This is a genomic window from Collimonas sp. GW821-FHT07E08 (assembly GCF_059418905.1).
Genome location: NZ_JBWKQR010000022.1, coordinates 50155 through 69804 on the forward strand (window position 1 = coordinate 50155; position 19650 = coordinate 69804).

A 19650-nucleotide genomic window follows, 5' to 3' on the forward strand; every position below is an offset into this window, starting at 1 on the left:
GCCAATAAAAAAAATGCCCCAACTTATTCACTATCGTCTAGTTCTTTCCGCTGCCTCTTCCCTTGTGCTAATACCTGCGCTGAGCGTGGTACCGGGAATAGCCTACGCAGCGTGCAACACTTCTGGTCAACTCACAACCTGCGATGCTAGCGCGACCAATCCTTGGGTTACGACAGTGGGGACCGGCAATCTGCCCGCCGAGGATGGCCGAACCGTCACCGTCGGGACAGGCAGCCAGCTCGCAGTCGGCGATGCAAACGCCATCAGCCTGCGCGACAATGCGACTGTGACGGTCCAGAACGGCGGTACGGTAAGCGCCAAGGGGGTCAACAACAATGGGCTGTACAGCACCGGCGCCAATACAGTCGAATTCCGCAACAACGGCACATTGACGGTCGATCAGGGAGGTCAAGTTCTCGCGACCGGCACTCAAGGCAGTGCGGAAGCCATCAATCTGCAAGGCGCAGGCAACGTCATCACCAACAATGGCACGATCAAGGCAGATCATGCCGCCGCCATCTGGTTTCAGAATACAAGTGGCCTGAACACGATCGTCAATAATGCAACGGGAATCATCCAGGCGCCAGGCAACGTGATCGGCGCATCGGGAAACGGTGCGGTCGACTTTACCAATAGAGGGCAAGTCATCGGCAATCTTGTTTTTGCCGGCGGCAATGATACGCTGCGGCTCTATACGGGGTCGGTCATTACGGGCAATTTCAATGGCGGCGGCGGCAATAACACCATTTTCTTGAGCGGCGCCGGAAGTTCGTCTCTGTCTGGCAATATGGTCAACTTCTCATCGCTCATCAAAAACGATACGGGAACCTGGACGCTCACCGGCACCATCACGGGGGCCACTGTCGCCGAGGTTCAACAAGGCACACTGGCGCTCACCGGCAACAACAGCGCGTATACCGGCAAGATGACCGTCGATGCGGCAGGCACGCTTGAGGCGCGGGCGCAGAGTTTGCCGCCTAGCGTCATCGACAATGGCCTGGTGCGCTTTGTACAGCCTGACAGTGGCACTTATGCCGGTCTCATTTCCGGCACCGGCGCGGTCGAAAAGACCCAGGGCGGCACGTTAGTTCTGGCACCGACAGCTGCCGGCGGCAATACCTATTCCGGCGGCACCACGCTCACCGGCGGCACCGTTGCTGTCGGCGCCGACAACGCACTGGGTGCAAACACCGGTGGACTGACATTCAACGGCGGCACACTTCAGCTTCTGCAGAGTTTTGATCTCGCCAATCCGCGTGCGGTAACGATAAATGCGCCGGGCGGCACAATCGACACACAAGGATTTGCATCCACGCTGACGCAAGGCATGACTGGCTCGGGCAGCTTCAACAAGGCAGGAACAGGAAGTCTGACGCTTGCAGGAAGCAATACCTATACCGGCGGCACGACGATTTCGGCCGGTACGCTGCAACTGGGTAACGGCGGCACGACCGGCAGCATCGTGGGCGATGTCGCCAACAACGGCTCTCTTGTCTTTAACCGCTCTGACACGCTGCTTTTTCCTGGCACGATCTCAGGCACAGGCTCGGTCAACCAGGCCGGCAGCAGCACCACGGTGTTAACCGGGAACAGCACTTATAGCGGAGGAACCAGTATCTCGGCCGGTACGTTGCAACTTGGCGGCGGTGGCACAACAGGTAGCATCGTGGGCGATGTTACAAACAATGGTGCGCTGGTCTTCAACCGTTCCGACGACGTGACTTTCCCTGGCACGATTTCCGGGACCGGCTCGGTTACGCAGGCAGGCGCCGGCATGACCGTGCTGAACACCGGCAATCCCTATACCGGAGGAACGATCGTCGCAGCCGGAACACTGGCAGTGGGCGACGCCTCGCACACCGCGGCGGCATTGTCCGGCGGCGGTAATACAACCGTCGCCTCAGGCGCCACGCTCGGCGGCTACGGCAGCGTCACAGGAACGGTGACCAACAACGGCACGATTGCGGTGGCCAATGCCTTGCCTCAGTTTGCCGGCTCGGGCAACGGCAGCTTTACGATCAACGGACCATTGACCAACGCCGGCCTGCTGCAAATCGGCGGCCAAGGAGTTGGCAACCGGCTCACTGTTGTCGGCAACTATGTCGGCCAGAATGGCAGCATCGCCCTGAACACCTACCTCGCAGGCGATGGCGCAGCGTCGGATCGCTTGGTGATCAACGGTGGTGCCGCCAGCGGATCGTCCAGCTTACGTATCACGAATGTCGGTGGGCCCGGCGCGGCCATAGTCGCCGACGGTATTGAAGTGGTGCAGGCCGTGAACGGCGCGACGACCGCCGCAAGCGCTTTTGCGCTGGCGGGACCGGTCAAGGCTGGCGCCTATTCCTACTATCTCGCCAAAGGCGGCGTGAGCGGCGGCACCTCGGAAAACTGGTATCTGCGTAATACCGTGGCGCAAACTCCAACACCGCCCGTCGTTGTGCCTCCAAGCACGCCCACAGGTACGCCCCCGGCTGCGGCGCCGTCCACCCCGTCGGTTACTCCTGCAGACCCAACGCCGTCGGCCGGCTCTGGAGCAATCCCACTGTATCGCCCCGAGGTCCCTGTCTATGCGGCAGTTGCCAGCGTCGCCCGGCAAGTCAATATTCAGCAACTCGATAATTTTCATGACAGGCAGGGCGAGCAGTCGCTGCTGATCGAGAACGGCGAACTGCCGGCGGCCTGGGGCCGTGTCTGGGGCAGCCATACCAAGCAACGCCAGGATGGCACTGTCACGCCCCAGTTCGATGGCTCAATGACGGGAATGCAGGTCGGTCACGACATCTACGCAGACACCAGCGCCAGTGGCCAACGCAACCATTACGGTCTGTTTGTCGGCTTTGCGCATGCCACCGGCAAGGTCAACGGTTTTGCGATGGCCGTGCAGAATCTTGATGTCGGCAATCTTGCTGTCGACGCATACAGTCTTGGCGGCTACTGGGCCCATGTCGGCCCGAGCGGCTGGTACACGGATGCAGTGCTGATGGGAAGTTCGCTGTCGGCTGATCCGCGCTCGCACGATGGCGTGGGCGCGCACACCCACGGCAGCGCGCTTATCGGATCGATCGAGGGCGGTCTTCCCATTCCACTCGGCGCGGATGTGACCATCGAGCCTCAGGCGCAAGTGATCTGGCAAAATCAATCCTTCAATAACTTGAATGACGGTATCTCGACTGTGAGCTTCAACAACGGCAACACCTTCCTCGCTCGCCTCGGAGTACGGTTGCAAAGCCGTTTTGAAACAGCTGCCGCGATCTGGCAGCCATATCTGCGGCTGAACCTGCTGCGCAGTTCCGGCTCCCACGACACCACCACCTTTGACGGCACTACCGTGATTTCCAGCGGTACGAATCAGACAGCGGGCCAGCTGAACGCAGGCCTGGTTGCCACGATCAACAAGTCGGCCAGTGCGTTTGTGACCGGAACTTACACGACCAACCTCGGCGGAGCGCAACAGCGCACGGCGATGGTGGATGCCGGCATGCGATGGAGCTGGTAAGCATGGCGGCAATGTCTTGCGTGTCTTCATGCAATTGCGGAACGGGTGATCCTCAGGTAGTTTAATGTGCCGCAACGAGGATACTTGATGGTGAGGGTGATACATTCACTTTCACCATTTTTTACGTTTCCGCTATCGACTCAAACTGTGTAAAAACGAAGCGCCGTCGCGCCCTCCCCATGAATTAGGAATTTTTGGATCCCGATATAAACGAGGTCAGTTCTGAAACGTAGATAGCTATCTCATCCACGTTAATGGTACGCAGATGAAACGGTTAGTCCACGGCGTGGAATGAGACTGAAACCCTGTACTACATCTACCTCCAGCCATTTTCTGCAGCAAATTCGTAGCACTCAATTTATTGCGGAATTTATTTGTTTTGGCGCCAGACCATCGTTCATTGCGCAATCGACAATCTCTAGCTGAAATGCTGTCGACCGCCAAAGGAACCAGGTTCCTTTGGCGGGCAGATGCATGGCTTATGGATGTCCGAGTGTACTGGCATCAGTCCAGGTGTAACCCAATGTCGTAATACACTGAATCAAGTTTTTGAAGTCGCTGAACCCGGTTGTAACCTGCGGCGCAAGCGACGACTCCAGCCAGAACGGGTGAAAGAAGAAAGATGCGAATCCATCTCTTACCACCGTGGCATATTGGGCATTAAGACAAAGATCTTGCCAAGTGTAGGTAATATTTGAGGTTGGATCGATAGAGCTAATATTGTATTCAATATTCCCCAGATTTTCCGGCACGTTCCACTGGCCGTAGTAGTCTTGTTTGATGACGTAGGGGAAGAACTGTCCAACTGAAAAATCCTTACCCACGGCCGCCGTAAAATTAGGGATGTCGGAGGTGTAATAGACAGCGCGCTGATAGGTTGTGTTAAATACTAGCGGCACAGCCTTCGTGCTCAGCGGCGATGCCTGATAGTGCGGTGTCTCCCAGGCAAATGGCGCGTAACCGTTACTCTGCAATTCTGTCTTTCCTGCCTGGAGACGTCCCAATGCCCACGCAGTCGAATCTTCGGCCACCGGGGTATTCGCCACGGCATTCCAGAATTCAAAATCGTCGGCGCTGACCCCTGTATTTTTATTCCGCATCGAATCGTATTGATGCGTATAACCATGCATCAGAATTTTCCCGCCTCGCGCCAGCGCGTAATTCAACGATGTCTTGAGAGTCCCGGCCTGCGACAACGGTACTTCTTCTCGAACCCCGCCGTTGTACACGCCCAAAGGGTCCATATAGTGTGGAATAGTCGCAATCGAAAATGGAATGTGTTGGCTCAGCAAATAGTCCGACAGTGTTTGCATTGTGCCGAAATTGACCAACGCATCGACATCTTCCAGCCGTACCAGAGCTTTATGGCTTACCGGTTGATTGTCACCGAGGATGTCGTGCAATATATCGCACAGGACCAGATAGCGGTCGCGTGGGCCGATGTATGACAGTGGCAAGTCAGCGAAATACCAGAAATTGCCGGAGCGGATAATATACGGCGCTTGCGCGGACGTCTTGCTGTTCGTAATCGTGACCAGCGCCTGTGCCTTGGTCGTATCGATGACCTGCGTGATGCCGACGTCGGGATCGGCGTTGACTGTGTTGCTCGGAGCATCGTAGGCATAATACTTCACCATCGACTTGCCCTTGTAGGAGACGGTGTCGAAGAAACCCGGCGTCGGGTTGCTCGAGCTGGGCGGCGCATTCAATCCCTGCAAGCCGTTAAAGCCGAATCCGTAATGGGTATTGAAGTTATACGCCCCGTTCCATGCGAACTGCCACAGGTTGTATTTGAACCAGACGACGGTTTTCTGCGTGGCATTGACGTCGTTAAGAAATGCCGCCGGAATCGGATTGTTATAGTACGACCCCAGATAGAAAGTGGCCTGATAGGACTCCATTTTGCCGGCGGTATAGTTTTGTATCGGCACCAGGTCGACGGCACTGTTGAAGTGTCCAATCAGATTACGCAGCATGATGGCGTAGGCAAATCCCAGCTTCTCATACTGATCAGGGGAAGGGGCATCGTACACAATCAATACTTTTATCGGTGTGGTCAGGATTTGCGCCGTTGCTGGCGACGGGGTAAGCAAAAACAGCTCGGCGATCAGTACGAAAATAGCTGCAATCTTTTTCATGATTGGCCACCTGCTTTTCCGGTTTGTTTACGCTCTTCATCATCGCTGGATTTATTCTTCTTGACGTCGCCCTTGTGATGATGGCCGTGCTGGATGTCTTTTCCGGGCACCTGGCCCGGCGTGACCACCGTGTCAAAAACGGGTTTCGGAGGAGGGGGGATGTCGACATTGCCCGCATTGGCGGAGGCAGCAAAACCAATTGCCGCGCCGATGCCCGCCATGAAAATGCGCAACGGCGTTTTACCTGTAGCTTTCATGATTTCTCCCATTGAAGATGAGTACTTCAGCGCCAGCCTTCTCGTTAAGTCGGGCTGGGATATCGCATCCGGGAACTAGCAATGCAAACTTTGAATGTGGGATGTGGCCGCACGACATTACGATGCAATCTCGAGATGAGATAGAAAACGTGCCAATTCTTTCTCATGAGAATGGCCGTTTTCAATCCACAAAACGTTAGCTTAAAGCATAGACGAAAGTACAATTTTAGAAAGTGCTATTTTAAAAAACACTATTTTTACTAGCTTTCCATGTGACATCTCGCTCAGATATCCGATAATCGCGACCGCGTAAAAAATTCAAGCTACCGAGGTCTATGCCGATCGCAAAAAAAAATCAGCACAGCACCGAGATGCACACTCCTCCCCTGCATAAAAATCCGCCCGCGCATCACATGCGGAAAGCAACGCTCCACATGCCATCTCAGCGAAACAATCCGGAATCTGCACACGCCTGTTTTACGCCTTGTCAAAAACGGACATCACATTCTCTCGACAGTTTTTCCGCACGCCATTAATCGTGGCTACCCCATTCCAGGCGCTAAGAATGACATCGCATCCTTATATTTTTTTATTGGCGCCTACTTGATGCAGCACGGAAAAACAATAGCCAAACCGGCCAACTTGCCTGTCCGAAGCCGACAAGGTTTTGTCTTAAATGCTAGATGTTGCACTCCTATGATCAGATCAACGTAAATGCACTCGTTTGACGTGCCCTGCGCTGATCGCGTCCAAACCACAGCAGCACTTCGATCACGCTTTGTCCTGTCGAAAAGAGACATTTTCGTTTAGTTCGGCGAGGCATTCGCAACGCTTGTTGCGGCATAAAAATATCGCTCCCATCCGGCACATTTCTTATGCACAGCACGCTGACGAGATGATCTTTATTGGTGGTAACACTTGTCGATGCCCAGGGGCACATGGGCAAGACAATCTGATGAATGATGCCCCCACTCCAAGGAGAAACAGAAATGAAAAAGCAAATTATTGCCGCATCCATAGTGTCACTGTTCGCCGTCTCTGCATTCGCCCATCAATCTTCGGGTTCAAATACAAACACTAGTACAGCCACAACCACCAGTGTCGCAACCGCAGTGTCGGTCGGCGGCGCAGGCGGCGCAGGCGGATCGGCATCTTCCGGCGGCGCAACCGGCGGATCGGCCACCGGCGGCACGGCAACGGGCGGCAATGCAACCCAAACCATTACCGGCGGCCTGGCCAATACCGGCGGCAACTGGACCGGCGCCGGCGGCAGCACGGCAACCGGCGGCGCAACTACAGCCGGCGGAACCAGCAGCGGCGCCGGCACTGGCGGCAGCAGCGGCGACGCTGGCAGGTTTGGCAGCACCACAGGCGGTGCTGGCTCATCCAGCGCCACCGGCGGTACGCAAGCTTATAACGGCAATGCCACTTCAGGCGGAGGAACCAGCGGCTCATGGACCGGCAACGCAGATGCATCGATTAGCGGCGTCAGCAATACCGGCGGCGCGGCAGGAAGTTTCGTGTTCGCCGGCGGCGCCTGGTCTGGCAATGCCACTGCCGGCAACGGCGGTTTTGGCGGCAGTGCATTCTCGTCGGCAAAAGCCGGCAATCAATAACAACAACTGGCAACGGCTCGGTTAGCTATGAGTTGCGAGAGGGAAGAGAAATTTTTCCCTCTCGTTTATAAAACCAACCATTACGATGGAGAAGCCATGAAACGCATACTTATAGGTATCCTGGTAGCCTCGACCTTCACAGTGCCGGCGTTAGCGCAGACGACACCTACCACCACATCCACATCGACCGCAACCGCGGTTGGCGGCGCGGGCGGCGTCGGCGGCTCGGCAGCAGGCGGCTCGGCATCAGGCGGCACCGCCTCCAACACGATATCGGGAACATATGGCGCATCTGCCACCAATGGCGGCAGCGCAACCGGCGGCTCAGGCACCGGCGGCAATTCAACCGTGAGCGTATCCGTTTCCACATCGGGGGCGGGAACATCCGGTACCGGCACATCCGCAGGCGCAGGAACCGGCGCCAGCAGCGCTGCAGGCGACCCGGGCAGCAGCGCGAACAACACCAAGACCACGGTCGACTACGGCGGCAGCTATTCCGTCAAGACCGTGCCGAATATCGTTGCGCCATCGCTGACGACAACCCTGTCCGACACCTGCATGGGTTCAGCATCGTTCGGCTTGTCGTTCACAGGTTTCGGCGCCACCGGCGGCACCACCATGGTCGACCAGGCTTGCGTACGCCGCCTCGATTCCAGGGAATTCCGCGCCATGGGCCTCAACGATGTCGCACTTGCCCTGCTGTGCCAAAGCGAAGCAAACCGGAAAGCGGTTGAATCCACCGGACGTTCCTGCCCTGGCATGGAAAGAGCCGGCGTGCCTGCCGCGCCTGTGCCGGCTGCCGCAGCGTCAACCGGCGTCGTCGGCCAGAACAACATCAACACCATAGGCGACCAGTACAAGGATCCGGTAATACGCGCACGGCTCGGCCTGGACAAGCTGTCCGACCTGTCGGGATTAAAAGACCGCTAAGAAGAGATGCGAGGGATGCCATGAAGCGTATTCCGTTCTCAAGCGACCAGATTGCTGCCGCCCTCAAGCAGGAGGAGCTCGGCATGCCATTGGTCGATGTGATCCGGCAAGCCGGGATTACCGAACGCACTTTTCTCAACTGGAAAAAACAGTACGGCGGCCTGCAAGCTTGTCCGCACGACCTGAAGTGCCTGCAGGAAGAGAACGCCAAGCTGAAGCAGATCGTGGCAGAGCTGACGCTGGAGAACGCGCGCTTGCAACAGGCGCTAGGCGACAGAAGAGGAATGCGCGAACGCTGACGAACAAAGGCTTATCTGGATTGGCGTTGCGGCAAGCGATTGGTTTTGTACCAAGCTTGTTGCAGCCAGCGAAATGAGATTGGCAGGTCCCGGATTACAGCATGCTGTGTCGGCAACAGCAGCATTTAACGGTAGTCATCCCATACCGCAGGAGTGATGGTGGATTGCATTTATTAGCCGACAGCACTGGCATCAAGATGCTTGGCGAAGGCGAATCTGAAAATTCACTGAGATGCGATTTCTTTCCTGGCGCGGTATCACTGATCACGACGCCATGCCTCAAATGTAATCGGATGCTTGTTGTTGGCCTTCGTGACATGAACGGGACCTAGCTCCAAGGCATCCCCTCCAGGATCGGAGTTCACATACCAGCTTTGCACGATTTCCTTGTGGAACAGCCAGTCGTGCCGCTTCTCGTCGTAATGGAACGTAATGTAACCAGTCCAGTGCTGACCGCAGGCAACGCTACCGTGAAATTACTTTTTTATTCTTGATAACTTCCATTGCCGTTTCACCTTTAACTGGAATTATTTCATTGGAAACAATGACCCCGGCATATGCGGCATCCAGAAATGGGGCCGTTTTGTTTTGCGCTTCAAAACCTGGAACCCAGGTCCCACCCGATAAGGCCGGGAAACAACAAAACGTCTCGGATTCGACGCGTTTTTCCAAGCCATTTCATACACTCTGCCAACAGTTTTTTTGTAAATTCGCAAGAAAGAAACAGCGCGACACAATTCCCGATTATTCCGTATACAAACTTTCTGCCCAGACATAGAATCCTGTGCGTAACAATCGTTGCGGCAGTATTGTGAGCCATTGAAAAATGGACATGGGTTCGTTCAATTGATTCTGGGAGTCTTCTTGTGAAGCGTTACGCCGGTGTATTTGCATGCATTCTTGTCTATTCCGTTGCCTTGGCGACCACTCTGTTGCCGGCTCATGAGAGCCGCGCCGATGCACTGGAAGATGTGCAGAACCGCCGTGCGATCCGCATCGCCGTGCCCAAGGATACGCCGCCTTTCGGCTCGCCCAATCAATACAAGTCGCTGGAAGGATTCGATGTCTCGATCGCCAGGATGATTTCACTGGAACTGGGCGTCAAGCTGGATATGGTGCCTATGGATAGCGCTGAGCGCATTCCTTCTCTATTGAATCGGCATGTGGACTTGGTCATTTCCAGCCTTGGCAAAAATCCAGAGCGCCAAAAGCAGATCGACTTTTCGCAAGCTTACGCACCGTTTTATCTCGGCATCTTCGGCGCGCAGAATGTCGAGGTCAAGAACGCGGCCGGCCTGGCAGGCAAGTCCATCGCTGTGCTCAAAGGCTCGATCGAAGATGGCGAGTTGAGCAAGGTTGCGCCGGCATCGGCCAATATCAAGCGTTTCGCCACCGAACCGGAAGCGGTCAAGTCGTATGTGCAAGGCGAGTCCCAGTTGCTGGCTGCGGGTAACGTGCTGATTTCCGCCTTTACCAAAGAACAGGCGGAAGCAACCCGGCTGAAAATCGTGCTGAAAGACTCGCCCTGCTTTATCGGCGTCAACAAGAACGAAACCGCCTTGCTCGGCAAGGTGAATGCGATGCTGAGCCGCATCAAGCAAAACGGCATGCTGAACGTCAATGCCCAGCGCTGGTTCAAGGCGCCGCTGCCTGACAGCGTGCTGCAGAGCGGTATCGAGTAAGGTTGCCGAGCCGCTCGGCGCCGGACTGAAACAAGGGATTCCGCAACCGGGATCCCTTTTTTCGTTGTAGGGTAAGCTGTGCAAAGCCGGCGTCGCAACGACTGCCGCGGCCTGAACCGACACTTGTGAAACCAGACGATGAGCCAACCTCAGATTCCAGCGGCGGCAGACACCGGACTGCCGCCGTCCCCGGTCAGCTTTCGCCAAGCGTTCATGTTCTGGCTCAAGCTGGGCTTTATCGGTTTCGGCGGACCTGCCGGACAGATCTCCATCATGCACCAGGAACTGGTCGAGAACCGGCGCTGGCTTTCCGAACGGCGTTTCCTGCACGCGCTGAATTACTGCATGGTCTTGCCCGGACCGGAGGCGCAACAGCTTGCTACCTATATCGGCTGGCTGATGCACCGTTCATGGGGCGGCATCGTGGCCGGCGCCCTGTTCGTATTGCCCTCGCTGCTGATCCTGGTCGGCCTATCGTGGCTATATATCGCCTTTGGCAACCTGCCGCTGATCGCCGGCCTGTTCTATGGCGTCAAGCCGGCAGTGACTGCCATCGTGCTGCAGGCCGCTCACCGCATCGGCTCGCGGGCGCTCAAGAACAACGTGCTCTGGGCGATCGCGGCGGCCTCGTTCGTCGCCATCTTCGCCTTGAGCCTGCCTTTTCCACTGATCGTCGCAACTGCCGCCCTGATCGGCTACATCGGCGGCCGCATCGCGCCGGAGCGCTTCCAGGCCGGCGGCGCGCACGGCAAGGCAGGCCAGTCGTTCGGCCCGGCATTGATCGATGACGACACGCCGACGCCGGACCATGCCCGCTTTCGCTGGCGCAGCCTGCTGCGCGTGGCCATCGTCGGCGCATTGCTATGGGCGATTCCGATGGGATTGCTGACCGCGGTCTACGGCTGGCATGGCACCTTGACGCAAATGGGCTGGTTCTTCACCAAGGCGGCCATGCTGACTTTCGGCGGTGCTTATGCCGTATTGCCGTATGTGTATCAAGGCGCGATAGAACACTACAACTGGCTGACGCCGGCACAAATGATCGACGGCCTGGCGCTGGGCGAAACCACGCCCGGGCCGCTGATCATGGTGGTGGCTTTTGTCGGTTTCGTGGGCGGCTATGTGCAAGCCCTGTTCGGACCGGACAGCCTGTTTCTTGCCGGTGCGGCGGCCGCCACGCTAGTGACCTGGTTCACTTTCCTGCCGTCGTTCCTGTTCATCCTGGCGGGCGGACCGCTGATCGAAGCCACTCACCACGACCTCAAATTTACCGCTCCCCTCACGGCCATCACCGCCGCCGTGGTCGGCGTGATCCTGAACCTGGCGGTATTCTTCGGTTACCACGTACTCTGGCCGCAGGGGTCTGGCGGCGCCTTTGACTGGATATCGGCACTGATTGCACTGGCGGCAGCCGTCGCCCTGCTCCGTTTCAAGCGCAACGTGATCCATGTCATTGCAGCATGTGCGATCTGCGGCCTGATCCTGAAAATGTGGGTACTGTGAAACGAAGGACGCAACTTGTCGCGGCAAATGTGATAAGTTCGGCAAACGATCTGGAATCCAAGCAGGAGAAACATCATGCCAAGCGCCCGCCTGAACGGCGAAATCATCACCGATTGGGATAGCTTCCATACCGAATCCGCACAGGCATTCGGCTTTCCCGAATTCTATGGCCGCAACATGAATGCGTGGATCGATTGCCTCAGTTATCTGCGCGATGAAGATGGCATGAGCAAGTTCCGGCTGCAGGAAAACGAAGTGTTGAATATCGAGATACTGCACAGCGAAAAACTGCGCCAGCAGGCGCCCGAGATCATCGAAGAACTTGAATTCTGCATCGCCGCCATCAATGAACGCTACGACGACTACGGCGAAAAGCCGGCACTGAAACTGACGCTCCGCTAGGGCCTGGCCTAATCGATCAGGTCGTCGCCATCGTAGAACGGATACGGCCCGTCAAACTCGCCGACGTAAGCGGTATGACTGATCAGGCCGGTCTCCGCATCCCACAGGTGCAGCTGGAATGCCGGCGGTTCCATGACGAATTGCGATGCTGCCTGCGGGCTTAGGTCCAGCGCCACCTGGTGCGCGACGCCGGGACAGGTGGAGGCGATCGTACCGCCGAAGCGGACCTGGATGGCGCGGTGCAAATGGCCGCAAAGAATGCGCTCGACCTGGGGATGGCGGCGCACCACGCCAGCCAATGCCTGCGGCTGCGCCAAAGCGATCTGGTCCATATGGCCGATGCCGGTCTTGAACGGCGGGTGGTGCATCACGATCACCGTCGGCTTGTCCGGTTGCGCCTGCAATACCCGCTCCAGCCAGGCCAGGCTGGCCGGCGCCAGCGCGCCGCTGCTGGCGCCCGGAATGACAGTGTCCAGTGCGACAATGCGCAAAGGATAATCATCGATCACATATTCGATCCTGTCTTCGTTTTGCCGCAGGTAGGCGTGGTCGGGAAATGCTGCGCGCAGGGCAGTGCGCTCATCGTGGTTACCCGGCAGCAGGTAATAAGGCATCGCCAGGGGCTGCAGCAGCTGGCGCAGGAATGCATATTCTTCCGGCTTCCCGAAATCGACCAGGTCGCCGGTCAGCACCACGGCATCGGGCCGCTGCCTGAGCTGGTTGACCTGCGCCACGCAACGCCGCAGGCTTTCAGCGGTATCGACGATCCGGTACGACTTCTTGCCATCGGCCTTGATATGCAAATCGGAAATCTGGCAAAGGATCATGCTGTTGCTCCATCGTTAAAATGCAGCAGCGCATGTTCCGCTACGCGTAGTGCGATGGCTTCGCCTGCCTGCCAGGAAGCACGCCTGCCGGTTTCCACGATGACCGGCTGTTCGGCGCCGACATCGACCACCAGGCGCGTCCGGTCCCCAAGAAAGAAGGTAGACAACACGGCGCCCTGCATGTTCGCACCGGCCGCGCCATCGGCGACGACTTCCACATCCTCCGGCCGGAACATCAGCGTTGCCGCCGGCGCCGGCGACGATGCGGCGAATGGCAGCATGCCGCCGGCAAAGCGCAGGTAGCCGTCATGCACCCTGCCCGTCACCCGGTTCATGGTGCCTATGAAATCGGCGACAAAATGGCTGGCGGGACGATAATAGATATCCTGCGGACTGCCGACCTGCGCAATCCTGCCGCGCTCCATCACCACCACCCGGTCGCCCAGCGCCATGGCCTCGCTCTGGTCGTGCGTCACATAGATCGCCGTGATGCCGAGCTTGCGCAGCAGCTGGTTGAGATCGGCGCGCAGGGTCTCGCGCAGTTTGGCGTCCAGCGCGGTCAAAGGCTCGTCCAGCAGCAGCACCTTGGGTTCGACCGCCAATGCGCGCGCCAGTGCGACCCGCTGTTTTTGGCCTCCCGACAGCTGGTCGATGCGCCGCTGTCCCAATCCTTGCAGGTGCACCATCTCCAGCAGCGTTTCGATTTTTGCGAGCCGCTGGGCCGCCGGCATTTTGCGGATCTTCAAGCCATAGGCAATGTTTTCGCCAACCGTCATGTTCGGAAACAAGGCGTAATTCTGGAACACCATGCCGACACCGCGTTTTTCTATCGGCAAGGCGGTGACGTCTTCGTCGCCAAACAGGACCTGGCCGCCGGCATCCGGAAATTCCAGGCCGGCGATCAGGCGCAAGGTGGTGGTCTTGCCGCAGCCGGACGGCCCCAGCAGGACGACGGTTTCTCCGGGCCTGATGTCCAGTTCTATCGGCTGCAGCGCTTGCGCGCCGTTAGCGAAGGTTTTTCCGCACTGGATCAATTGGATGGAAACAGCATTCTTCATAAACGGACTCTTGAGCGTGTAGTGTGCGTTACCCATTGCATGGCGATCAGCAACGGAATGATCATCAGGAAGAAAATCAGCGTATAGGCGGAGCCGACTTCAAGCCGCATCGAGGCATAGCTGTCGGCCAGCCCGACCGGCAGCGTCATGGTCAGGGGGGTATGCAGCATCCAGGTGATGTTGAATTCACCTATCGACAAGGTCACCACCATCAGGGCGCCGGCAAGGATGCCTGAAAATACGTTGGGAACCACGATCCCGAAAAACCGCTGCCACAGTCCCGCGCCCAGGCTGGCGGCGGCTTCCTCCAGCACCGGCAATTGCGACGACTGCATCACCGCCAGCACCGGACGCACCATGAACGGCAGCGTAAACAGCACATGGCCGACCAGGACAAACAGCAGGCTGCCGCGGAATTCGCGGTACTGGCCGTATGCCATGATCAGGGCCAGCGCCGTCGCCAGGCCCGGCACAGCTACCGGCATCATCAGCAGCTCCTCGAACGCGCGCGCCAGCCGGCTGTTGCCGCCCCGGTGACGCGCCAGCATGTAAGCCAGCGGCACGCCGGCGGCAGTGGTGACAACCAGGCAAGCCAATGCGATGGCGATCGAACGCCAGATTGTCTGCTGGTATGTCGCCCAGACTTGCTCTACCCAACGCAAGGTGAAACCGCTGGACCAGCCGACGAAAAAGTTATCGGTGACGCCGGCCAGCATCGACAATACGATGGGCACGATCAGGAACGCGCACACCAGCAAAGCAAACGCCAGCTGCAGATAGAAACGGAAAGAACGCTTCATGCAGCGGCTCCCGCCGCGTTGCCTGACCATGAACGCGCCAGCGCCAGCACCAGCCAGGTCATCGCGCCTAATACGATCGACAACGCAGCGGCCATCGAAAAATTGGCGTAGCTGGTGAACTCGTTATAGATCGCCATCGGCAATACATCGATATTGGTCGCCAGCGTGAAGGCCGTGCCAAAGGCGCCGACGCTGGTGGCAAAGCAGATCGCGCCGGAGGACACCAGCGCCGGCGCCAGGGCCGGCAGCACGATATCGACGAATACCCGCAGCGAGTCGGCGCCGAGCGAACGCGCCGCTTCTTCCAGCGCCGGATCGAGCTTTTCCGCTGCCGCCATCACGGTCAGGATCACGCGGGGAATCGAAAAATACAGATAACCGAGGAACAGGCCGCCCAGCGAATAGGCGAATACCCAGGCGTCGCCGAACAGCCAGTTGGTCACAGCGCCGATCAAGCCTTGGCGGCCGGCCAGCATGATCACCATGAAACCGACCACCACGCCGGGAAACGCCAGCGGGAAGGTCAGCATGGCCAGCAGCAGCGCCTTGCCGGCAAAACGGTTACGCTGCAAAAACAGCCCGACCAGAGAAGAAATCATCAGTGTCGCCAATGTGACTGCGGCCGACAGCAGCAGGGTCGACACCAGGCTGGTGAAGTAGTGGCGATTGGTCAGCACGGCAAGATACGCTGCTGCGCCGCTCGGTCCGCTGGCGCCGACTCCTGCCAGGCGCAGCATCGGCAGCAGCCAGAAGGCCAGGAACAGCGTCATGCCTGGCGCTGCAAACAGCAGGTAAACGTGGCGCCCGGCTGGCGTGCGCCGCTTCTGGCTACGCCTGTTCACCGCAGTTCAGCCTGGTAACGTTCGCTGAATTTGCGCTGGACCTCGGCCATCTTGCCGTAGTCGACCGGCTTGGCGCGGGCGTACTCCGCGGCCGGCAGGAAGCGTGACTGGGCTTCCTTGGAAATGGCTGAAGCACGCACCGGCCGCAGATAGGCATTGGCCCAGATCGCCTGTCCTTCGTTGGACAGCAGGAAATCAAGTACCTTCTTGGCGTTGGCAGGATTCGGGCCGTTCTTTACCAGGCTGACCACGTACGGCACGGTCACGGTTCCTTCGCTAGGAATCACAAACGCGACGTTGGCTTTGTCTTTGTATTTGGCGCGATAGGCGTCGAAGTCATAACCGAACAAAATCGGGATCTCGCCAGACAGCAGGCGCGCATAGGAAGTCTGCTTGGGCACGATGGGCTGGTTTTTTTGCAGCGCCTTGAAATAGCCGATGCCCGGCGTGAAATTATCCAGGGTGCCGCCCAGCGCCTGGTTGACCGCCACCGCGCCGACATAGCCGACAAAGGCGCTGGCTGGATCGAGGTAGCCGATCAGTCCCTTGTATTCAGGCTTCAGCAAGTCCTGCCAGGAACGCGGCACCGGCTTTCCCTTGAGCGCATCGACATTCACCATCAAGCCCATGGTGCCGGAGTGGATGGTGAACCAGTAGCCGTCGGGATCTTTCAGGTCGCCTGGAATATCATTCCAGCCGGCTGGCTTGTAAGGCGCCACGACCTCATTCTTTTTGGCTTCGATGCCGAAGGTCACGCCGACATAGGTGAAGTCGGCTACCGGACTGGCCTTTTCAGCAATGATCTGCGATAGCGACTGGCCGCTGTTCTTGTTATCTGGCGGCACCGTGATGCCGGTCTTGTCCTTGATGGCCTTGATCTGCGTTGCCCAGTCGGCCCATTCCGGCGGACAGTTGTAGCAGATCGCGTTTTGCGCGAGGGCATGGGCCGATGCGGCCAGGGCGACGGCGGCAACCATCGCATGGAAAACACGTGCTAAGCGCATGCTTGTTCCTTTCTTGAATTTAACTGTGAAAATCAAAGGTTCTGACCGAGCCGCCCAGGCGGACGGTGTGAGGCAATAATTGCGTGGGCGCCGGCGCCTGGCCGTCTTGCGGTTCCTCGATCGCGTGCACCAGGGTACGCAGCGCCAGCTCGCCGATTTGCTCGGATGGCTGGGCGACGCTGCTCAGCATCGGATCCATCAGCTCGCCTAGCGGGATGCCGTCGAAACCCATCACCGATACATCGTCGGGCACGCGCAAGCCAATTGCGCGCAGATCGCGCATGACGCTCAGCGCCAGCAAATCGTTGGAACAGAACAGCGCGCTTGGCCGCTGCTTGGGATCTCGAAAGATTTGCAGGTGCTCAAGGGAAAGCGCGGCATAGGTATGGCGAGGAATTTCAATTGGCGTCAACGCTTGCAGCCCATGCTCGCGCATCGCCTGCCGGTAGCCGTGATAACGCTGCAGCGCCCGGTCGGACGCATGGAATTGTCCGGACAGCATCTGGATCCGGGTATGGCCGAGATTGATCAGGTGGGTTACTGCTTCATGCGCCGCGGCCCGGTTATCGACCGACACGGATGGCCGCGCCGTCCGTTGCGGCTGGTTGTACACCAATACGTACGGGATGCGTTCGCGCTCCAGCACATCGAGCGTGCTGCTCGCGTCGGCGTTGGTGACGGTGAGGATGATGCCGTCGACCCGATGCGCCAGCAACAGCGCGACGGCTGCGGACTCATCTTCCTGGCGGTATTCGGTTGCGGTGAACATGACTGAATAGTCGCGTTGGCGCGCCGCCGTTTCTACGCCCTGCAGGCATTGCGCAAATACCGTATTGGACAAGGTCGGCACCACCACGCCGACCGTGCGCGAGCGCCCGGCGCGTAAATTGCGTCCGTTGAAATTCGGGCGGAAGCCGAGGACTTCGATTGCCTGGTTGATCTTGCTGGCGGCATCGATGCTGACCGAATCCGGCTTGTTCAGCAGACGCGATACCGTGGCGATCGATACGCCGGCTTCCAGGGCTACCTGTTTGATGGATGGACGCACAATTTTATCCGCGATGTAAACGTTTACATCGTGCCAGCGCTTTGTTACGCGCTGATGACCATGTGCAGGTCTGCCGGGATCGGCTGCTTAGTGTTGTATTGCCTGCCTGGCTGCGGCACAGGGTTCGATGGATGCCGTGGCCGCCAGGGCAAGGCTATCGCGATGGACGAAGATAATAAATATCCCATTCCTCTTCTGCGAGGAATTCGAAGCCATGGCGCTGATAAAAACGGTTAGCATCGCTTCCTCTCAGCGCGCCTACGCGTATCGGCAATGACAGCGCGTCGGCCTCTTTAAAGACTTGTGCAAGGACGGCGGCACCGATTCCTTTTCCCTGGTTGCCGGGGCGGATATAGAGATGGTCGAGCAACAGCTGGCCGTTGGCGGGTTTGACAACCACAAAACCCAGGCGCCGGCCGTCGGCCACCACGTGCCGTGTATGCATTGCCGAAAAACCGGAGCGGAACCGTTCCCTCGCACGCATCGGATCGAAGCGGCCGATGCGTTCCAGGCTTTCGCGCATGGCGTCTATGCGCAATGCGACCAGTTCCTCAAAGTCTGTTTCAGCTGCCTGGGCCAAGGTGACAAGTGGTGTGTTTGATGCCTGCATGTCCGCTTTCAGAATTAACTTCCATTTGATCCGGCAATTTTATCTGAATCAGTGAATCCGGCCTGTAACTCGCATCGCTGGCGCAGCGACGCCAGGTGGATTAGGCTATACAGGTTGCCATGTACCGCCTATGGCTATTCACAGGTTGCCGTTATGGAAAAGACTGCATTTGTATTCGCCGGTGGCGGAAGTCTTGGCGCCATTGAAGCCGGCATGTTGCGAGAGCTGATTGCAGCCGGCGTGCGGCCGGATTTCCTGGTCGGCGCCTCTGCCGGCGCAATCAATTGCGTATTCTTTGGCTTCCAGCCGCATGCGGCCGGCGCCATGCGCCTGGAATTCCTGTGGCGCGGCATCCGTCGCCAGCAGATCATGCCTTGGTCGTTTCTTGCCCTTCTTGGCGCCGCCCGCGGCACGCACCTGGTAAATCCGGCGCGGTTACGAAGCCTTCTTTATGAACATTTTGGGAATCGCCCCCTGGAGGATACAGATCTTCCGGTGCATGTCGTCGCCACCGAGATGAGCACCGGCAACGAGATAGTGATTTCTTCCGGGTCGGCGGTAGAGGCTGTGCTGGCCAGCACGGCAATTCCCGGCGTTTTCCCACCGGTTTCCCTTGCGGGAAACGTACTGATTGACGGCGGCGTTGCAAACAATACGCCGATCTCTACGGCGATAAGGCTTGGCGCGACACGTGTGATCGTGCTTGCCACCGGCTTTAGCTGTGCCGATCGGCGGCAGCCCAAGGGGGCGCTTGAGCATGCAATGAGTGCGCTCAACCTGCTGGTGGCGCGTCAATTGGTGTCGGACCTGGAGCGCTGGGCGGCGCATGCCGAGATAGCCGTGGTGGCGCCGCTATGTCCGCTGGATGTCTCGCCGTACGATTACAGCCAGTGCGGTTTGCTGATAGACCGGGCGGCGGCGGAAACCCGTCGCTGGCTGGACACCGGGGGACTGGATAATCACGGAATTCCTGGCGCGCTGAGGCCGCATTCTCATGCCAAAGAATAACGGTGTGCGAGTCGAGTCGTAAACCGTTTGCGCAAAGCAAAAACCCTCTGCATGTTGAATGCAGAGGGTTTTTTAATAAAAGCCTGACGATGACCTACTTTCACACTGGTTGCAGCACTATCATCGGCGC

At 58.1% G+C, this 19650-nt stretch carries 19 protein-coding genes and 1 pseudogene; 9 read left to right on the forward strand and 11 right to left on the reverse strand.

Going from position 1 to position 19650, the window contains the following annotated elements; genetic code table 11:
* Window positions 1–175: 175 nt before the first annotated feature.
* The gene (locus tag AC07RZ_RS22285) at window positions 176–3496 is read left to right on the forward strand and encodes an autotransporter family protein (RefSeq protein ID WP_494669610.1); all 3321 of its coding nucleotides are present in this window, start codon (window positions 176–178) and stop codon (window positions 3494–3496) included.
* 26 nt (window positions 3497–3522) lie between these two features.
* Here the strand turns inward: AC07RZ_RS22285 and AC07RZ_RS22290 are convergent, their stop codons facing one another.
* The 3 genes from AC07RZ_RS22290 to AC07RZ_RS22300 all read right to left on the reverse strand — a co-directional run bounded on the left by AC07RZ_RS22290 (window position 3523) and on the right by AC07RZ_RS22300 (window position 5891).
* On the reverse strand, window positions 3523–3597 hold the full coding sequence (locus AC07RZ_RS22290) for a Com family DNA-binding transcriptional regulator (RefSeq protein ID WP_494669626.1): 75 nt from the start codon (window positions 3595–3597) through the stop codon (window positions 3523–3525).
* A gap of 378 nt (window positions 3598–3975) precedes the next feature.
* Window positions 3976–5634 (reverse strand): DUF2334 domain-containing protein, encoded by a 1659-nt coding sequence (locus AC07RZ_RS22295; protein ID WP_494669611.1) that lies wholly within the window; start codon window positions 5632–5634, stop codon window positions 3976–3978.
* Window positions 5631–5891: a hypothetical protein gene (locus AC07RZ_RS22300; RefSeq protein ID WP_494668223.1), complete on the reverse strand. Its 261-nt coding sequence runs from the start codon at window positions 5889–5891 to the stop codon at window positions 5631–5633. Before AC07RZ_RS22300 ends, AC07RZ_RS22295 begins: the two co-directional genes overlap by 4 nt.
* Before the next feature lie 989 nt (window positions 5892–6880).
* Here AC07RZ_RS22300 and AC07RZ_RS22305 point away from each other — a divergent pair.
* From AC07RZ_RS22305 to AC07RZ_RS22320, 4 genes and pseudogenes are all read left to right on the forward strand, one after another.
* Entirely contained in the window at window positions 6881–7507 is a 627-nt protein-coding gene (locus AC07RZ_RS22305) for a hypothetical protein (protein ID WP_494669612.1), read from the forward strand.
* A 96-nt stretch (window positions 7508–7603) separates the two neighbouring features.
* Window positions 7604–8437 carry a hypothetical protein gene (locus tag AC07RZ_RS22310; RefSeq protein ID WP_494669613.1) on the forward strand — a complete coding sequence of 278 codons (834 nt, stop codon included), beginning with the start codon at window positions 7604–7606 and terminating at the stop codon, window positions 8435–8437.
* A gap of 20 nt (window positions 8438–8457) precedes the next feature.
* Window positions 8458–8736, forward strand: coding sequence for a transposase (locus tag AC07RZ_RS22315; RefSeq protein WP_494669614.1), 279 nt, complete (start codon window positions 8458–8460; stop codon window positions 8734–8736).
* Window positions 8733–8951, forward strand: a pseudogene (locus AC07RZ_RS22320) (transposase); the annotation flags it as partial. The gene AC07RZ_RS22315 and the pseudogene AC07RZ_RS22320, both read left to right, overlap by 4 nt.
* A gap of 250 nt (window positions 8952–9201) precedes the next feature.
* Here AC07RZ_RS22320 and AC07RZ_RS22325 read toward each other — a convergent pair.
* Window positions 9202–9408, reverse strand: a complete 207-nt coding sequence (locus tag AC07RZ_RS22325) for a hypothetical protein (RefSeq protein ID WP_494669615.1) — start codon at window positions 9406–9408, stop codon at window positions 9202–9204.
* Window positions 9409–9602: 194 nt separating this feature from the next.
* Between AC07RZ_RS22325 and AC07RZ_RS22330 the strand changes: the two genes are divergently transcribed.
* The 3 genes from AC07RZ_RS22330 to AC07RZ_RS22340 all read left to right on the forward strand — a co-directional run bounded on the left by AC07RZ_RS22330 (window position 9603) and on the right by AC07RZ_RS22340 (window position 12323).
* Window positions 9603–10418: a transporter substrate-binding domain-containing protein gene (locus AC07RZ_RS22330; RefSeq protein WP_494669616.1), complete on the forward strand. Its 816-nt coding sequence runs from the start codon at window positions 9603–9605 to the stop codon at window positions 10416–10418.
* A gap of 138 nt (window positions 10419–10556) precedes the next feature.
* Entirely contained in the window at window positions 10557–11921 is a 1365-nt protein-coding gene (gene chrA, locus AC07RZ_RS22335) for a chromate efflux transporter (protein ID WP_494669617.1), read from the forward strand.
* A gap of 75 nt (window positions 11922–11996) precedes the next feature.
* Complete coding sequence (locus tag AC07RZ_RS22340; protein WP_494669618.1) at window positions 11997–12323, forward strand: barstar family protein; 327 nt, start codon at window positions 11997–11999, stop codon at window positions 12321–12323.
* 8 nt (window positions 12324–12331) lie between these two features.
* On the opposite strand, the gene AC07RZ_RS22345 is transcribed toward AC07RZ_RS22340, so the two are convergent.
* The 7 genes from AC07RZ_RS22345 to AC07RZ_RS22375 all read right to left on the reverse strand — a co-directional run bounded on the left by AC07RZ_RS22345 (window position 12332) and on the right by AC07RZ_RS22375 (window position 18512).
* Entirely contained in the window at window positions 12332–13150 is an 819-nt protein-coding gene (locus tag AC07RZ_RS22345; RefSeq protein ID WP_494669619.1) for a phosphodiesterase, read from the reverse strand.
* Window positions 13147–14208 carry an ABC transporter ATP-binding protein gene (locus AC07RZ_RS22350; RefSeq protein ID WP_494669620.1) on the reverse strand — a complete coding sequence of 354 codons (1062 nt, stop codon included), beginning with the start codon at window positions 14206–14208 and terminating at the stop codon, window positions 13147–13149. The genes AC07RZ_RS22345 and AC07RZ_RS22350 overlap by 4 nt, the downstream gene beginning before the upstream one ends.
* Window positions 14205–15008: an ABC transporter permease gene (locus AC07RZ_RS22355; RefSeq protein ID WP_494669621.1), complete on the reverse strand. Its 804-nt coding sequence runs from the start codon at window positions 15006–15008 to the stop codon at window positions 14205–14207. The genes AC07RZ_RS22350 and AC07RZ_RS22355 overlap by 4 nt, the downstream gene beginning before the upstream one ends.
* Window positions 15005–15778, reverse strand: coding sequence for an ABC transporter permease (locus AC07RZ_RS22360; RefSeq protein ID WP_494669627.1), 774 nt, complete (start codon window positions 15776–15778; stop codon window positions 15005–15007). The genes AC07RZ_RS22355 and AC07RZ_RS22360 overlap by 4 nt, the downstream gene beginning before the upstream one ends.
* Window positions 15779–15846: 68 nt before the next feature.
* A complete protein-coding gene (locus AC07RZ_RS22365) occupies window positions 15847–16854 on the reverse strand; it encodes an ABC transporter substrate-binding protein (protein ID WP_494669622.1) in 1008 nt (335 codons plus the stop codon).
* A gap of 19 nt (window positions 16855–16873) precedes the next feature.
* Window positions 16874–17902, reverse strand: coding sequence for a LacI family DNA-binding transcriptional regulator (locus AC07RZ_RS22370; RefSeq protein ID WP_494669623.1), 1029 nt, complete (start codon window positions 17900–17902; stop codon window positions 16874–16876).
* A 154-nt stretch (window positions 17903–18056) separates the two neighbouring features.
* Window positions 18057–18512 carry a GNAT family N-acetyltransferase gene (locus AC07RZ_RS22375; protein WP_494669624.1) on the reverse strand — a complete coding sequence of 152 codons (456 nt, stop codon included), beginning with the start codon at window positions 18510–18512 and terminating at the stop codon, window positions 18057–18059.
* Window positions 18513–18665: 153 nt separating this feature from the next.
* Here AC07RZ_RS22375 and AC07RZ_RS22380 point away from each other — a divergent pair, with 153 nt between their 5' ends.
* Window positions 18666–19520 carry a patatin-like phospholipase family protein gene (locus AC07RZ_RS22380; protein WP_494669625.1) on the forward strand — a complete coding sequence of 285 codons (855 nt, stop codon included), beginning with the start codon at window positions 18666–18668 and terminating at the stop codon, window positions 19518–19520.
* Window positions 19521–19650 lie beyond the last annotated feature (130 nt).

Bases quoted from the DNA above. Each gene is read 5' to 3' on its own strand.
- AC07RZ_RS22380 (WP_494669625.1), top strand. From the start codon at position 18,666: ATGGAAAAGACTGCATTTGTATTCGCCGGTGGCGGAAGTCTTGGCGCC.
- AC07RZ_RS22345 (WP_494669619.1), bottom strand. From the start codon at position 13,150: ATGATCCTTTGCCAGATTTCCGATTTGCATATCAAGGCCGATGGCAAG.
- AC07RZ_RS22350 (WP_494669620.1), bottom strand. From the start codon at position 14,208: ATGAAGAATGCTGTTTCCATCCAATTGATCCAGTGCGGAAAAACCTTC.
- AC07RZ_RS22310 (WP_494669613.1), top strand. From the start codon at position 7,604: ATGAAACGCATACTTATAGGTATCCTGGTAGCCTCGACCTTCACAGTG.
- AC07RZ_RS22360 (WP_494669627.1), bottom strand. From the start codon at position 15,778: ATGACGCTGTTCCTGGCCTTCTGGCTGCTGCCGATGCTGCGCCTGGCA.
- AC07RZ_RS22355 (WP_494669621.1), bottom strand. From the start codon at position 15,008: ATGAAGCGTTCTTTCCGTTTCTATCTGCAGCTGGCGTTTGCTTTGCTG.
- AC07RZ_RS22365 (WP_494669622.1), bottom strand. From the start codon at position 16,854: ATGCGCTTAGCACGTGTTTTCCATGCGATGGTTGCCGCCGTCGCCCTG.
- AC07RZ_RS22305 (WP_494669612.1), top strand. From the start codon at position 6,881: ATGAAAAAGCAAATTATTGCCGCATCCATAGTGTCACTGTTCGCCGTC.
- AC07RZ_RS22315 (WP_494669614.1), top strand. From the start codon at position 8,458: ATGAAGCGTATTCCGTTCTCAAGCGACCAGATTGCTGCCGCCCTCAAG.
- AC07RZ_RS22300 (WP_494668223.1), bottom strand. From the start codon at position 5,891: ATGAAAGCTACAGGTAAAACGCCGTTGCGCATTTTCATGGCGGGCATC.
- AC07RZ_RS22295 (WP_494669611.1), bottom strand. From the start codon at position 5,634: ATGAAAAAGATTGCAGCTATTTTCGTACTGATCGCCGAGCTGTTTTTG.
- AC07RZ_RS22340 (WP_494669618.1), top strand. From the start codon at position 11,997: ATGCCAAGCGCCCGCCTGAACGGCGAAATCATCACCGATTGGGATAGC.
- chrA (WP_494669617.1), top strand. From the start codon at position 10,557: ATGAGCCAACCTCAGATTCCAGCGGCGGCAGACACCGGACTGCCGCCG.
- AC07RZ_RS22375 (WP_494669624.1), bottom strand. From the start codon at position 18,512: ATGCAGGCATCAAACACACCACTTGTCACCTTGGCCCAGGCAGCTGAA.